This window comes from Nonomuraea glycinis, assembly GCF_035920485.1.
Lineage (GTDB): Bacteria > Actinomycetota > Actinomycetes > Streptosporangiales > Streptosporangiaceae > Nonomuraea > Nonomuraea glycinis.
This window is the reverse complement of the sequence record NZ_CP109166.1, coordinates 7,317,858-7,332,232: the sequence shown is the minus strand read 5'-3', so window position 1 is coordinate 7,332,232 and position 14,375 is coordinate 7,317,858. Positions and strand designations below refer to the sequence as shown.

9 protein-coding genes are annotated in these 14,375 nt (G+C 70.9%); 6 read left to right on the top strand and 3 right to left on the bottom strand.

Going from position 1 to position 14,375, the window contains the following annotated elements; genetic code table 11:
- Positions 1 to 87 precede the first annotated feature (87 nt).
- Together OHA68_RS34320 and OHA68_RS34315 are read right to left on the bottom strand one after the other, a co-directional pair.
- Positions 88 to 1,233 (bottom strand): amidohydrolase family protein, encoded by a 1,146-nt coding sequence (locus tag OHA68_RS34320; protein ID WP_327103949.1) that lies wholly within the window; start codon positions 1,231 to 1,233, stop codon positions 88 to 90.
- Between the two features lie 52 nt (positions 1,234 to 1,285).
- Positions 1,286 to 3,418, bottom strand: coding sequence for an anthranilate synthase component I (locus OHA68_RS34315; RefSeq protein ID WP_189139153.1), 2,133 nt, complete (start codon positions 3,416 to 3,418; stop codon positions 1,286 to 1,288).
- Between the two features lie 271 nt (positions 3,419 to 3,689).
- On the opposite strand from OHA68_RS34315, the gene OHA68_RS34310 reads away from it, so the two are divergent.
- The 4 genes from OHA68_RS34310 (at position 3,690) to OHA68_RS34295 (ending at position 11,350) form a co-directional block, all read left to right on the top strand.
- Positions 3,690 to 5,117: a glycosyltransferase family 39 protein gene (locus OHA68_RS34310; RefSeq protein ID WP_327103948.1), complete on the top strand. Its 1,428-nt coding sequence runs from the start codon at positions 3,690 to 3,692 to the stop codon at positions 5,115 to 5,117.
- 126 nt (positions 5,118 to 5,243) lie between these two features.
- Positions 5,244 to 8,741 (top strand): S8 family serine peptidase, encoded by a 3,498-nt coding sequence (locus OHA68_RS34305; protein WP_327103947.1) that lies wholly within the window; start codon positions 5,244 to 5,246, stop codon positions 8,739 to 8,741.
- 93 nt (positions 8,742 to 8,834) lie between these two features.
- Entirely contained in the window at positions 8,835 to 10,415 is a 1,581-nt protein-coding gene (locus tag OHA68_RS34300) for a CocE/NonD family hydrolase (RefSeq protein WP_327103946.1), read from the top strand.
- A complete protein-coding gene (locus OHA68_RS34295) occupies positions 10,397 to 11,350 on the top strand; it encodes a helix-turn-helix transcriptional regulator (protein ID WP_327103945.1) in 954 nt (317 codons plus the stop codon). Before OHA68_RS34300 ends, OHA68_RS34295 begins: the two co-directional genes overlap by 19 nt.
- Here OHA68_RS34295 and OHA68_RS34290 read toward each other — a convergent pair.
- On the bottom strand, positions 11,341 to 12,231 hold the full coding sequence (locus OHA68_RS34290; RefSeq protein ID WP_327103943.1) for an SDR family oxidoreductase: 891 nt from the start codon (positions 12,229 to 12,231) through the stop codon (positions 11,341 to 11,343). The genes OHA68_RS34295 and OHA68_RS34290 overlap by 10 nt on opposite strands.
- Before the next feature lie 317 nt (positions 12,232 to 12,548).
- Between OHA68_RS34290 and OHA68_RS34285 the strand changes: the two genes are divergently transcribed.
- A complete protein-coding gene (locus OHA68_RS34285; protein WP_189139159.1) occupies positions 12,549 to 12,761 on the top strand; it encodes a DUF3311 domain-containing protein in 213 nt (70 codons plus the stop codon).
- Positions 12,758 to 14,368, top strand: a complete 1,611-nt coding sequence (mctP, locus tag OHA68_RS34280) for a monocarboxylate uptake permease MctP (RefSeq protein ID WP_327103942.1) — start codon at positions 12,758 to 12,760, stop codon at positions 14,366 to 14,368. The genes OHA68_RS34285 and mctP overlap by 4 nt, the downstream gene beginning before the upstream one ends.
- The last annotated feature ends 7 nt before the right edge of the window (positions 14,369 to 14,375 follow it).

Sequence of the window (14,375 nt, the reverse complement as noted above, 5' to 3'; positions counted from 1 at the left end):
TGTACGGAAATAGCGATTTCCATCCGTACAAAACATGCAGAAAGCCCGAAAAGGCAGGTGGCGCGTGTCGAGCCGTGAAATAGGGCGCTAAAGGCGATATATCCGGCGGGCATTACCGGAGCCGATCATGTGCGCGATTCTGGCGGCGTCGGCGGCGCTCCACTCCCCCTCGTCGAGCCGTGCCTTGAGCGCCTTGCCGAGGGCCCGCCTGAAGTGCACCGCGCCGAGCAGACAGCTCTCGGCCACGCCCCGGCCGCCGGAGCCGAACAGCAGCTTGTGGAACGGCGCCAGCTCCAGCGACTCCTCCATCAGCCGCGCCGAGCCCGCCCCCGTGTGCGCGAACGCGGGACCGGCGTCAAGGTAGACGTGCGGGAAGGCGTGCGCGAGATGGGCGGCCTGGCGCTGGAACGGGTAGCCGTTGAGCAGGACCACCGGCACGCCCATCGGCTGGAGCGCCCGGACGAAGCCGGCAAGCCGGGCGGGGTCGGCGCGGTGCGGGTCCGCCTCGCACTCGCCGAACCCGGTGTGGACCTGGATCGGCAGACCCCGCTCCCGCGCCACGTCGACCGCCGTCCAGATCAGGTGGCGCAGCAGGACGGCCTCGTCGAGCCGCCGCTTGGGGTCCGACAGCCGCCGGTTGGCCGCCGCGATCACCGAGCCGCGGCTCGGCCGGGACGGGTCGAAGTCCAGGCCGAGCCGGTAGGCGGCGACCGTCTTGAGCCCGACGGCCCGCACCGCCCTGGCGGTGAGCTCCTCGCCGAGGCCGTCCATGTAGTCGACGGCGGCCTGAGCCGTCTCGGCCACGTCCTGCTCGATCTGCTCGGCCCGGACGATCTCCTCGGCCGCCGCCGCGCCGCCGCGCCCCATCTCGGCGGCCGACAACAGGTCGACGCTCTCCACCCCGGTGTCCACCAGGAACACCACCACGCCCGCCGCCCGCAGCAGACGCCGGTTGACCTCGGCCGAGCCGAGTTCGGCGCGGCGGCTCACGTAGACGGCCGGGGGCGCGTGCGGCTCCAGATCGAGCACGGGGGCGCACCAGCGGCGGAGGCCGGCGCCGATCGGGGTGTCGAAGTGGGTGGTGCCGGGGGGCGCGGGACTCGCCCCCTCGTTGATGAGCAGCTCGAACTGCGCCCTGGACAGCTCGTCCCGGCGCACCCCATGGCAGGCGTGGTCGACGAGCGGGGCGAGCAGGGCGTCACGCACCGTGTCGGGCAGGTCTACGGGGAGCATGCGGCAGACTCTAAAGGCTGGCCGCATGCCCCGTGGACGTTTTACCGACGAGTTAGGCGGACCTGCGGGAAAGCCGCAGGACGTTCGCGATGACCTGCGCGCCGGCCCCGCCCTCCGCGGTGAGGATCGACTCGGGGTGGAACTGCACGGCGAAGCGCCGGTTGGCGGTGTCCTCGATCGCCATCACGTTGCCGTCGGGCGTGACCGCCGTCGGGGTGAAGCCGACGACCCCGGGCCGCTTGGCGTGCAGCGAGTGGTAGCGGGCCGCGGTGAACTCCTCGGGCAGCCCGTCGAGCAGCGCGCTGCCGCCCAGCCGGGCGACCCGGCCGCGCTTGCCGTGCTCGGGGTAGTCCAGCAGCTCCAGGCTGCCTCCGGCCTGCTCGACCATCGCCTGCAGCCCCAGGCAGACGCCGAAGACCGGCAGCTCGCGGGCGTAGATCTCGTCGATCAGCGCCGCCATGCCGAAGTCGGACGGCCAGCCGGGGCCGGGCGAGAGCACCACCAGGTCGGGGCCGATCTCGTCGATGGTCTGCGCGGGGAAGCCGTGGCGCAGGGTGACCACGTCGGCGCCCTCCTGGCGGAAGTAGTCGGCCAGGGTGTTGACGAAGGAGTCCTCGTGGTCCACGAGCAGCACCTTCATGCCCTGGCCCGACTGCCGCCTGGGCACGGCGACGGGCGCCGCCTCGGGCTGGTTGACGGCGGCGAGCGCGCCCAGCAGGGCGCTGGCCTTGAGCTCGGTCTCGCGCTCCTCGGCCTCCGGGTCGGAGTCGAACAGCAGCGTGGCGCCGGCCCGCACGGTCGCGATGCCGTCCTTGACCTGGGCGGTGCGCAGGGTGAGCCCGGTGTTCATGGAGCCGTCGAAGCCGATGAAGCCGATGGCGCCGCCGTACCACCGGCGGGTGGTGGCCTCGTGGTCCTCGATGAACTGCATGGCCCAGGTCTTGGGCGCGCCGGTGACGGTGACGGCCCACATGTGGGTCAGGAAGGCGTCCAGGGCGTCGAACTCGGGGCGCAGCCGGCCCTCGATGTGGTCGACGGTGTGGATCAGGCGCGAGTAGAGCTCGATCTGGCGGCGGCCGATGACCTTGACCGTGCCGGGGACGCAGACGCGCGACTTGTCGTTGCGGTCCACGTCGGTGCACATGGTGAGCTCCGACTCCTCCTTGACGCTGGTCAGCAGGGTGCGGATGGCCTCGGCGTCCTCGACCGGGTTGGCGCCCCGGGCGATCGTGCCGGAGATGGGGCAGGTCTCGACCCGGTCGCCGCTCACCCGGACGAACATCTCGGGCGAGGCGCCGACCAGGTGCTCGCCCTCGCCGAGGCTGATGATGAACTCGTACGGGGCCGGGTTGCTGTGGCGCAGGCTGCGGTAGAAGGCGGCGGGGTCGGTGCAGGTGGCGTGGAAGACCTGGCCGGGCACGACCTCGAACAGGTCGCCGCGCTTGAACTTCTCCTTGGCCGCGGCCACGACCTTGGCGTAGTCACCCCTGACCGGGTCCGGCGGCAGCTGCGCGGGCGCGGCGAGCGGGGTGGACTCGCCGGTGCGCTCCAGGCCGCGGGTGGTGGCGCCGTCCACGGTGAACTCGTAACGGATGTCGACGCAGGTCTCGCGCTGCCTGTCGATGACGACGAGCCGGTCGGGCAGGTGCAGGACGAGGTCGCGCTGGTCGTCGGGGCGGGTGAGCTCCTGCCTGATCGGCTCGAACTGGAAGGCCAGGTCGTAGCCGAAGGCGCCGTAGAGGCCCAGGTGCGGGTCGTCGCCCTTGAAGGCGGCGATGACCTCGCGGATCGCGGTGAAGACGGTGGGCCTGCGGCTGCGCAGCTCCTCGGGGAGCAGGTCCTCGGACTCGTCGACGCGCACCTCGACGTAGTCGGCGGTGGGCTCCTCGACCGGCTTGCCGGCGGCCAGCAGGCAGGAGGAGACGGCGGGCAGCACGACCCTGCCGCGCGCGTTGAGCGCCCTGGCGGAGATGGTGCGGCCCTTGGCGACGAGCTCCACGCAGGGGTCGACGTAGCCGAACGCCCATCGGCTGTAGCGGCCGGGGTAGTCCATGCCGGAGGAGAAGGCGCCGCCGCGCCTGTGGCCCAGGGACGTCACGATCTCTTCGAGGGCGTCTTCCGACACCTGGCGCACTTCGCGCTCGACGCCGACGCCGCCGGCGGTGGTATATCCGCTCGTCTCCACTGCTGCCCCTTTTGCTATTCGACAATGATGAGCCCCGGGGGCGGACACGACAAAGGCCGCCTTCACCGGGGCGGCCGTCCGTTGAGGTATGCGAATCTCGCGCCGCCTAGAAGCGGCGCCACCACTGAAGCCGGGCGCGATTTCGCATGGGGCACAGATTACTCCGCTGGGCCAAGATCACGCAACGCGGACACGCCGGGCGGGGATCGGGTGGAAGCCGTACTGACAGGACGGACACAAAGGATCTAGTTTTGACCCAATGAGGCAGCCTTTGGCATGGCGATCCGTCACAGTGATCGCGGTCCTGCTGTTCGGTGTCCTGCTGGCGCTCAGCCCCGGCTACGGATTCCACCGCGACGAGCTCTACTTCCGGGTGCTGGCGGCGCATCCCGACTGGGGCTACGTCGACCAGCCGCCGCTGACGCCGATGCTGGCCAGGGCCGCCCTCGCGCTGTTCGGCGACAGTCTCACCGCGATCCGGGTGTTCCCGGCACTGTCCGTCGCGGTCCTGGTGTTCCTGATGGCGCTGATCGCGCGCGAGCTCGGCGGCCGCGGCGTGGCGCAGGCGCTGACGGCGGCGGGGACCGCCGGCGGCGCGTACACGATGATCGCCGGGCACACGCTGCTGACGGTCAGCCTCGACCTGCCGCTGTGGGCGGCGGCGATCCTGTTCGTCCTGCGGGCGCTGCTGCGCGACCCGCGCTGGTGGCTCGCGGCGGGCGCGGTCATCGGGCTCGCCACCTACAACAAGCATCTGATCGCGATGCTGGTGCTCGGGCTGGCCGGTGGGCTGCTGGCCGTGGGACCGCGCCGGGTGCTGGCGGGCCCGTGGGTGTGGGCCGGGGCGCTGCTCGCGCTGGCGCTGGCCGCGCCCAACCTGGTCTACCAGGCCACGCACGACTGGCCGCAGCTGGAGATGGCGGCGGAGCTGAGCGAGAACAAGGGCGACGGCATGCGGGCGCTCTTCGTCCCGATGCAGGTCCTGCTGTTCGGTCCGGTGGTGGCGGTGATCGGCGCGTTCGGGTTCGTCCGGTTATGGCGGGACACGCGCGTGCGGGCCCTGGCGGTGGCCTATCCGGTCACCGCCGTGCTCACCCTCATCAGCGGCGGCCGGTTCGACTACACGGCCGGGTTGATCCTGCTGCTGTTCGCCGCGGGCTGCGTGGGCGTCGAGGCGGCGGGCCCCGGCCGGGTCCGGTCGGGCGCGGTGTCGCTGGCGATGAACACGCTGGGCTGTGCGGTGATCGCGCTGCCGCTGATCCCGGTGGGCGTGCTCGCCAGGACGCCGGTGCCGGCGATCAACGAGGTGGCCCGCGAGGCGATCGGCTGGCCCCGGCTGGACGACGCCGTGGCCGGGATTCTGCGCTCGCTGCCGCCGGAGGACCGGTCACGCGCTGTGATCGTCACCGCCAATTACGGCGAGTACGGCTCGCTGTCAAGGGCCGGTCTGCCTCGCGTCTACTCGGGTCACAACCAGCTGTGGCAGTACGGTCCGCCGCCCGAGTCCGGGACGGTCGCGATCGTCATGGACATCGGCCCGATGCGCCGGGACCTGCAGTTCACGAGCTGTGAGCTGAGGGCCGAAGTTGACAATGGCGTCGGCATCGACAACGAGGAGCAAGGGGTGCGGATCCACCTCTGCAGGGGCCTTGACCAGCCATGGAGCACAACATGGCACAGATGGCGACATTTCAGTTGACCAGATCACGTTTCAGGAAATGTCAGATTTTGTTTGTGTTAAGCACTTGCTTTCCGAACTCGATCTCTTCACTCTTCTCGACGTAGGCGTAAAGATCAGCTCTACCGCTCAGCGCGAAGGAGAGTTGTGCTCAACACCCCCCGATGGCGTGTCCTCCTCATGGGAGCCGCCACTACTCTCAGTCTCGTCCTCCCCTACGGCGTCGCGCACGCGGCGCCCGACCCTGACAAGATCAGCCCCGCCGTCCAGCAGCAGCTCGACAGCGCGGACAAGGCCACCTTCTGGGTACGCGTCAAGGGCGGGGCCGACCTCACCGCCGCCCGCCGGGCCTCCTCCAAGGAGGTCAAGGCCGAACGGGTCTACGAGGCCAAGACCGATCATGCCGAGTCCTCGCAGGCGGGCCTGCGCACGATGCTGAAGTCGCACGACGTCGACTTCACGCCGTACTGGATCGTCAACGCCATCAAGGTGACGGCGAACGCCAAGGTGGCGGCCGCGATCGCCGAGCGGCCCGAGGTGGAGCGGATCGAGCCGGTCCGCACCCTCAGCGTGCCCAAGCCCGAGCAGGGCAAGGCGGAGAACAAGGTCAACGCGAACGAGTGGAACATCGACCGGGTCGGCGCCCCGCGGGTGTGGGACGAGCTGGGCAACCGCGGTGAGGGCATCGTGGTGGCCAACATCGACACCGGCGTGCAGTTCGACCACCCGGACCTGCAGGCGAACTACCGCGGCCACAACCCGGACGGCTCGGTGAGCCACGCCTACAACTGGTTCGACCCGGCCCAGATCTGCCCGACCTCCGCGCCGTGCGACAACAACGGCCACGGCACCCACACCATGGGCACCATGGTGGGCGCCAACGGCATCGGCGTCGCGCCGGGCGCGCAGTGGATCGCGGCCAAGGGCTGCGAGGCCAACTCCTGCAGCGACGCCTCCCTGCTGTCCGCCGGGCAGTGGATCCTCGCCCCCACGGACGCGGCCGGCGCCAACCCGCGCCCCGACCTCGCGCCCGACATCGTCAACAACTCCTGGGGCGGCGCCGGCTTCGACCCCTGGTACAAGGAGACGGTCGAGGCGTGGGTCGCCGCCGGGATCTTCCCGGCCTTCTCCAACGGCAACGAGGGCCCCAGCTGCACGAGCAGCGGATCGCCCGGCCAGTACGTCACCAGCTACAGCGCCGGCGGCTTCGACATCAACAACGCCCTGTACGCGCGCTCCAGCAAGGGCGCGGGCGAGAACGGCGAGATCAAGCCGAACATCGCGGCCCCCGGCGTGAACGTCCGCTCCTCGGTGCCCGGTGGCTACGCCTCCTTCACGGGCACGTCGATGGCCTCGCCGCACGTGGCGGCCACCGTGGCGCTCATCTGGTCGGCGTCGCCGAGCCTGAACGGTGACATCGAGGCCACCCGGCCGCTGCTCGACGTCACCGCGATCGACGTGGCCGACACCGCCTGTGGCGGCACCGCCGCCGACAACAACATCTGGGGCGAGGGCAGGCTCGACACCTTCGCCGCGGTCCAGGCCGCGCCGCAGGAAGAGGTGGGCGAGCTCAAGGGCGTCGTCACCGCCGACGGCGCGCCGGTGGCCGGCGTCACGGTCACCATCACCGGCCCGACCGGCCGCACGGTCGTCACCGGCGCGGACGGCGCCTACACCTTCGTCCGCCTGGTACCGGGCCAGTACGAGATCAGGGCCGCGAAGTTCGGCTATGCCACGGCGAGCGCGACCGCGACGGTCGTGGCCGAGCAGAGCGCGACCGCCGACGTGACGCTGACCCCGCTGGCCTCGGGCGTGGTGTCCGGCACGGTCACCACGGCCGGCACCGCCGAGGCGGGCGCCCGGATCCTGGCCGGCGGCACCCCGCTCAGCGCCGTCACCGACGCCGGCGGCCGCTACCGGCTCACCCTGCCCTACGGCGACTACGAGCTCAGCGTCGTGCCCGCCTCGCGCTGCTCCGGCGGCGACACCGCGTCCGTGACGGTGGGCGGTGACCTGACCAAGGACTTCGACCTGCCGCTGCGCGGCGACAACTTCGGCTACACCTGCGCCGGCGACACCGAGCCGTACGTGGCCGGGACCGACAAGCTCGCGCTCACCGGCGACGACGAAGCGGCCCAGGTCACGCTGCCGTTCGCGATCCCGTTCTACGGGGCCAACGAGACCAGGGCGTGGATCGCCACCAACGGCTTCGCCAGCTTCGCCGCCGACAGGTCCACCGCCGCCGGCAACGGCACGCTGCCCACGGCGGCCACGCCCAACCACGCGGTCTACCCGTTCTGGGACGACTTGGTGGTGGACGACCAGGGCGGCATCTACACCGGGGTCGTCGGCACGGCGCCGCGCCGCCAGTACGTGATCGAGTGGCGCAACGTCAGGTTCTTCAGCGACAGCACGCAGCGGATCTCGTTCTCGGCCCTGCTGGGCGAGGACGGGTCGGTGAGCTACCGCTACAAGGACATCGAGAGTGAGCGCGACCAGGGCGCCTTCGCCACGGTCGGCATCGAGAACCGGGCGGGCACCGACGCGCTGCTGTACTCCCTGAACGAGCCGGTGGTCTCCACCGGGCAGAGCCTCACCTTCACGGCGAGCCAGCACGGCCTGGTGACGGGCGTGGTGACCGACGCCAACGACGGCGAGCCGCTGCCGGGCGCGACCGTCAAGATCGGTGAGGTGGGGACCTTCACCACCGGGGCCGACGGCAGGTTCTCCGGCCAGGTGCTGGCCGGGGACTACGAGGTGGAGGTCGCCAAGGAGCACTACGGCACCTTCACCAAGCCCGTCACGGTCGCGCCCGGGACGCTGACCGCGGTCGACACGGCGCTGGTGACCGGCCGGGTGGCCGCCTCGGTGGCCGAGGTGACCGTGGTGGCGCCGACCGGCGCCAGCAGGACCCGGACGCTGGAGCTGACCAACCTCGGCTCGGCCACGCCTTACACCGTGAGCACGGAGTCGGCGGACTGGCTCAAGGTCGCGCCGGGCTCCGGCACCCTGGCCAAGAACCAGAAGACCACGCTGAAGATCACCGTCTCCAGCAACGGCGTGACGGCGGGCACGGTGCGCGCCGGCAAGCTGCTCATCCGGTCGGCCAGCGGCCGCCAGCCCGTCATCGAGATCGCGGTGAAGGTCGTGGTGCCCAAGCACCAGGTGGCCGTGGAGGTCGGCGGCAGCCGCAGGGTCACGGACGGGGCCGGGGACAACTGGGACCTCGACAAGAAGTACCAGACCGGCGGCTACGGCTACGTGGCCAACAGCAGCAGCACCGGCAGCACGAACAAGACGATCAAGGGCACCGACGACCAGTCGCTGTTCAGGACGGCCCGCGAGGGCATGCTGGAGTACCGCTTCGACCGCGTCCCCAACGGGGTCTACACGGTGGAGCTGGACTTCGCCGACATCGAGAACACCCGCCCCGGCCGGCGCGTGTTCGACGTGCTGGTCGAGGGGGAGCTGGCCATCCCGGCCCTCGACCTGGCCCTGGAGGCGGGCACGTACACGGCCGTGAGCAGGCAGTACACGGTGCGGGTCAGTGACGGGCAGCTCAACGTGCGCTTCGCCACCCGCGAGGGCTCGACGCTCGTCAACGCCATCAGGATCTCCGAGCGGCCCGACAAGGCCGCCTCCTAGATCCGCCGGCTCCGGAGCCCGTCCCACCGCCAGTGGGGCGGGCTCCGGCCCGCGGGCTACCGTTCTTCTCGCGGATTATGTTACTGGTAGGTAATGAGACGCGTTCGTGTTCAGCGCGACCTGCCCGTCCCGATGCCCGATGGCGTGCGGTTGCTGGCCGACCGTTACGAGCCGGTGGGGGCCGAGCGGGCGCCGGTCATCCTCGTCCGCTCCCCCTACGGCAGGCGCGGCCTGTTCGGGTTCATGTACGGGCGCGGGTTCGCCCGGCACGGCTTCCAGGTGGTGATCCAGAGCTGCCGGGGCGGCTTCGGCTCCGGCGGGCAGCTCGACCCGTTCGGCGACGAGCGCGACGACGGCCTGGCCACCCTCGCCTGGCTGCGCGAGCAGCCCTGGTACGGCGGCTCGCTGGCCATGTTCGGCCCCTCCTACCTCGGCTACACGCAGTGGGCCGTGGCCCCCGACGCCGGGCCCGAGCTCAAGGCGATGTCCACGCAGATCACCGCGTCGCAGTTCAGGGACGCCGCCTACGTGGGCGGGGCGTTCGCGCTGGAGTCGGCGCTGAGCTGGACCACGCTGACGGACTCCATGTCGCGCCGGTTCGGCGGTACGGCGGCGCTGACCGCGCCCAGGGTGACCCGGCGGGCGGTGCTGTCCGGGCGGCCGGTGGCCGAGCTCGACCTGGTCACGGCCGGGCGGCCGCTGCCCTTCTACCGCGACCTGCTCGCCCACCACGCCGACCCCGCGCCGTACTGGAGCAAGCGCGACTTCTCTCCCAGGGTCGGTGAGGTGGAGGCGGCGGTCACCATGCTCGGCGGCTGGTACGACGTGTTCCTGCCGTGGCAGCTCAAGGACTATCTCGCGCTGCGCGCGGCCGGGCGGCGGCCGTACCTGACGATCGGGCCGTGGTGGCACGTCGACGCCCGGCACGGCCGGGTGTCGCTGGCGGAGTCGCTGGCCTGGTTCCGGGCGCACCTGCTCGGCGACGCCTCGGGACTGCGCGAGCAGCCGGTGCGGCTGTACGTGACCGGGGCCGGGCAGTGGCGCGACTACCCCGACTGGCCGGTGCCGGAGATGCGGCCGCGGCGCTGGCACCTGCAGTCCGGCTTCGGGCTGGGACCGGAGGGGCCGCGGGAGAGCGAGCCCGACCGGTTCCGCTACCACCCGGACCATCCGACGCCGGTGCTCGGCGGGCCGGTGCTGCTGGCCGGCTCCCGGCCGCGCGACCAGCGGCGGCTTGAGGCCCGGCGCGACGTGCTCGTCTACACCTCGCCCGCGCTGGACGCGGAGGTGGAGGCGATCGGGCCGGTCAGCGCCGAGTTGTTCGTACGCTCCAGCACCCCGCACGTGGACGTGGTGGTGCGCCTGTGCGACGTGCACCCGGACGGCAGGTCCATGAACGTGTGCGAGGGTGTGCGCCGACTAGGCCCCGGCTCTACGCTGGAGGACGTGCAGAAGGTGTTGGTGGAGTTGTGGCCGGTGGGTCACCGGTTCGGGCGCGGCCATCGGATCCGGCTGCACGTGGCCGCGGGGGCGTACCCGACGATCGCCCGCAATCCCGGCACCGGCCTGCCGATCGGCGACGGCGGGCCGATGGTGCCGGCCGACGTCGAGGTGTTCCACTCGCCCGGCCGCCCGTCCGCGGTGGTGCTGCCGCTGTGCGCGCCGCGCGACTGATGTCGCTGGTCCTGCTGCTGCAGGGCCGGGGCGGCATGACGGCGGCCGAGCTGGCGGCGGAGCTGGAGGTGTCGGAGCGGACCGTGCACCGCGACGTGCTCGCGCTGTCCGGGGCCGGTGTCCCCGTCTACGCCGATCGGGGTCGCGGCGGCGGCTACCGGCTGCTGGAGGGCTACCGCACCCGGCTGACCGGCCTGGACCGGGCCGAGGCCGAGGCGCTGTTCCTGTCGGGCGTGCCCGGCGCGCTGCGCGAGATGGGGTTGCAGGAGGTGGCGGCGACGGCCCGGCTCAAGGCGGCGGCCGCGCTCTCCCCCGGCCTGCGTGACGCGCCCGCGACCGCCGCGCAGCGCTTCCACCTGGACGCGCCCGGCTGGTTCGCCGGCGACGTCCCGCCGCCCGCCGTGCTGACCCGGCTGGCCAGGGCGGTGTGGAACGACCGGGTCGTCACCGCCGTCTACAAGGACCGGCCGCGCACGCTGGAGCCGTACGGGCTGATCCTCAAGGCGGGCGCCTGGTATCTCGCGGCCCGCTCCGGCACCCGGTTCCTGATCTTCCGGGTGGACCGGTTCGGCGACCTGGACGTGCGCGACGACGTCTTCTCCCGCGATCCGGGCTTCGATCTGGCCGCCTTCTGGGCGGAGCAGTCGGCGGCGTTCACCCGCACGCTGCTGCGCGCCGAGATCACGCTCCGGCTCACCGCGCGCGGGGTCCGGCTGCTGCGCCACGTCGCCGACCCGGCCGCGCTGCCGGACGCGCTCGCCTCCCTGCGGCCCGACGGGACTGTACGGCTCGGTGTCGAGTCGATGGAGGTGGCCTACGCCCAGGTGCTGGGGTTCGGGCCGGAGGCGGAGGTGCTGGCGCCGCCGGAGCTGCGGGCGATGGTCGCCGAGGCCGCGACCCGCATGGCCGCCCTGTACGAGCCGCCTCAGCGGTAGTCCGCCGGGTCCGCCTGCTTGCCCGTCTCCTCCACCTCCACGATGTAGCGCCACACGTCCGGCCTGCTGCCGTCGACGTCGGTGAAGCGGTACTCCTTGGCCAGCGTGCCGCTGTCGACGGACCTGCCGGACCAGCGCATCCGGCCGGGGTCGGTGGCCAGGGCGGCGACCGCGCGGCCGACGAAGGCGGGCGTCTCGGAGACGGCGAACGAAGGATGGGCGGTGGCCTCGCGCCAGTTGGCCTCGGTGACGCCGAAGTGCTCCAGCATGACCTCCGAGCGCAGGAAGCCCGGGGTGAGCGCCACCGCCGCGCCGTCGTGCTCGCGCAACTCCTGCGCCTGCGCGTAGGCCAGCCGGTTGACGGCCATCTTGGCCAGGTCGTAGTAGATGGAGTCGCGGTAGCGGGTGGCGTTGAAGTCCCAGGTGCCGTCGGTCACCTCCACCACCAGGCCGCCCTTGTTCCGGATGAGCAGCGGCAGCGCGTGGTGGCTGGTGATGAGGTGCGTGTCGATGGCCAGTCTGAGCAGTCTCAGGCCGTTGTCCAGGTCGTGTTTCCAGACCGGCGTCGTCCACTCCCAGAGCGCCTCGGCGCCCCAGATGTCGTTGACCAGGACGTCGAGGCGGCCCTGTTCGCGGTCGACGCGCTCGACGAGGGCCTTGACCTGTGCCGGGTCCAGGTGGTCGACCTGGACCGCGATGCCGGTGCCGCCGGCGGCGGTCACCAACTCGGCCGTCTCCTCGATCGTCTCCGGCCGGTTCATCTCCGAGCGCTGTTCGCGGGTCGTCCTGCCGGTGCAGTAGACCGTCGCGCCGGCGGCGCCCAGCGCCACCGCTATTCCTCGTCCCGTGCCGCGGGTCGCACCCGCCACCAAAGCGATCATGCGGCCAGCCTGGCCGGTAAAGAGGCCATCCTCTGTCATGTTTTCTGGGTGGTTCCGCATCGGGCCGGGCGATCGACCGTTGGGCGCGGGGAGGCGACCACTCGCCGCTTGACGGGCTGACGACCTTTCTGGTCATGGTTACCCTGGCGCACAAATCGCTTACTGACACCCTCTCTCATGTCAGGAAATTTACGCCAAACCGTAATATGCGGGACTCTGGGGTATATATCTTGCCGCAGTTAGTCTCCATTCACTGACTATCAGTCAGGAACCGAGTCGTTTCGGCTCCTGGCCTGAGTGTGTCTGGGAGACAAACAATGACTAACCCAGAATCCGCGCAGAAACCACGCAGTGATCGCAGCCCGTGGAACTGGCTGCTGTTCCTGCCGATCGTGCTGCCCCTGTTACCGTTCCTCTTCAACTCGGACGAGCCACGCCTGTTCGGCTTCCCGCTGTTCTACTGGCTGCAGCTCGCCTTCATCATCGTGGGCGTCAGCTGCACCACCCTCGTCTACCGGATGACCAGGTGAGCGGGCACGCGACCGAGCTGGTCGTCTTCACCGTGCTGTTCCTGCTGGTCAGTGGCATGGGCTTCGTCGCCGCCCGCTGGCGCAGGCCCGACAACATCGAGAGCCTCAACGAGTGGGGCCTCGGCGGCCGCAACTTCGGCAGCTGGATCACCTGGTTCCTGGTGGGCGGGGACCTCTACACCGCCTACACCTTCGTGGCCGTGCCCGCGCTGGTGTTCGGCGCCGGCGCGCTCGGCTTCTACGCGCTGCCGTACACCGTGGTGATCTACCCGATGGTGTTCCTGGTGCTGACGCGGATGTGGTCGGTGTCGCACGTGCACGGGTTCGTCACCCCTGCGGACTTCGTCCGGGCGCGCTTCGGCTCGCCGACGCTGGCGCTGGTCGTGGCGATCACCGGGCTGGTGGCGACGATGCCGTACATCGCGCTGCAGCTCGTCGGCATCGAGGCGGTGCTGAAGACGATGGGGATCACCGGGCATCTGCCGATCATCATCGCCTTCGCCATCCTGGCGGCGTACACCTATCAGTCGGGGCTGCGGGCGCCGGCGCTGATCGCGTTCGTCAAGGACACGCTCATCTACATCGTGATCCTGGCGGCCGTGATCTACATCCCGACCCAGCTGGGCGGCTGGGAGTCCATCTTCGACGCCGCCAAGGCGAAGTTCGACGCCTCGCCGTCGCAGAGCGACGGGCTCACCCTGAACGCGAGCAACCAGCTGCAGTACATCACGCTGGCGTTCGGCTCGGCCCTGGCGCTCTTCCTGTATCCGCACAGCCTCACCGGCGTGCTGGCGTCCAGGAACCGGAACGTGATCAAGAGGAACATGTCGGCGCTGCCCGCCTACAGTTTCCTGCTCGGGCTGATCGCGCTGCTCGGCTTCATGGCCATCGCGGCCGGGACCAAGCCGGTCGTGGGGGCGAACGGCAGGCCGGACGGCAACACCATCGTGCCGGTGCTGTTCGACCAGATGTTCCCGGACTGGTTCGCCGGGGTCGCCTACGCGGCCATCGCGATCGGGGCGCTGGTCCCGGCGGCGATCATGTCCATCGCGGCGGCCAACCTGTTCACCCGCAACATCTACCGCGAATACCTCAACAAGCACGCCACCGACGCCCAGGAGGCCAAGGTCTCCAAGATCACCTCGTTGGTGGTGAAGGTGGGGGCGGTGCTGTGCATCCTCATCCTGGATCCGCAGTTCTCCATCGACCTGCAGCTCATCGGCGGAGTGATCATCCTGCAGACGCTGCCGTCCGTGGCGCTGGGCCTCTACACGCGCTGGTTCCACCGGGGCGGCCTGATCACCGGGTGGGCGCTCGGGCTCGGCGCGGGGCTGTGGATGCTCTACCTGATCCCGAACCCGGTCAGCGGTAAGGCGCACTTCGGCGGATCGGCCTTCGGGCTGTCGAACCTCGGGTTCGACACCACGATGACGATCTACGCCGGGTTCCTGGCGCTGGCCGTCAACCTGGTGGTGGCGGTGCTGGCGACCCTGGCGTTCCGGGCCATGAAGGTGGCCGACGGCGGGGACGCGACCACCCGCGACGACTATTTCGCCGACGAGGGCGACCCCAAGGTCAAGCCCATGGACCTGACCGGCACGCACTGACGGGACG

Excerpts from the sequence above, each read along its gene's own strand:
- OHA68_RS34320 (WP_327103949.1), bottom strand. The coding sequence starts at position 1,233 with ATGCTCCCCGTAGACCTGCCCGACACGGTGCGTGACGCCCTGCTCGCC.
- OHA68_RS34300 (WP_327103946.1), top strand. The coding sequence starts at position 8,835 with ATGAGACGCGTTCGTGTTCAGCGCGACCTGCCCGTCCCGATGCCCGAT.
- OHA68_RS34290 (WP_327103943.1), bottom strand. The coding sequence starts at position 12,231 with ATGATCGCTTTGGTGGCGGGTGCGACCCGCGGCACGGGACGAGGAATA.
- OHA68_RS34285 (WP_189139159.1), top strand. The coding sequence starts at position 12,549 with ATGACTAACCCAGAATCCGCGCAGAAACCACGCAGTGATCGCAGCCCG.